This is a genomic window from Allokutzneria oryzae, from assembly GCF_042429765.1.
GTDB classification, from domain to species: Bacteria; Actinomycetota; Actinomycetes; order Mycobacteriales; family Pseudonocardiaceae; genus Allokutzneria; species Allokutzneria oryzae.
Genome location: NZ_JBHLZU010000031.1, coordinates 1 through 501, shown reverse-complemented (window position 1 = coordinate 501; position 501 = coordinate 1). Strand labels below are relative to the sequence as shown.

Genomic DNA, 501 nt, shown 5'->3' with positions numbered 1-501 from the left:
AAAGCGAAGAAGGAAGCTCCTGCCCCTCCCAAAGCCGAAGCCAAAGCGAAGGCCTTGAAAGCTAAGAAGGCGGTGCTGAAAGGCGTCCACAGCCACAAAAAGAAGAAGATCCGAACGTCACCCACCTTCCGGCGGCCCAAGACCCTGCGGCTCCGGAGGCAGCCAAAATATCCTCGGAAGAGTGCGCCCAGGAGAAACAAGCTTGACCACTATGCTATCATCAAATTCCCACTGACCACGGAGTCAGCCATGAAGAAAATAGAGGACAACAACACTCTTGTGTTCATTGTGGATGTCAAGGCCAATAAGCATCAGATCAAACAGGCTGTCAAGAAACTCTATGACATCGATGTGGCCAAAGTCAATACCCTGATAAGGCCCGACGGAGAGAAGAAGGCGTATGTTCGCTTGGCTCCTGATTATGATGCCCTAGATGTTGCCAACAAGATTGGGATCATCTAAACTGAGTCCAGATGGCTAATTCTAAATATATACTTTTTT

1 protein-coding gene is annotated in these 501 nt (G+C 48.9%); it reads left to right on the top strand.

Annotation, left to right across the window (positions count from 1 at the left end):
- Nucleotides 1-462, top strand: a 462-nt coding sequence (locus ACFFQA_RS33770) for a 50S ribosomal protein L23 (protein ID WP_377861132.1), incomplete at its 5' end; no start/stop codon positions are given.
- Nucleotides 463-501 lie beyond the last annotated feature (39 nt).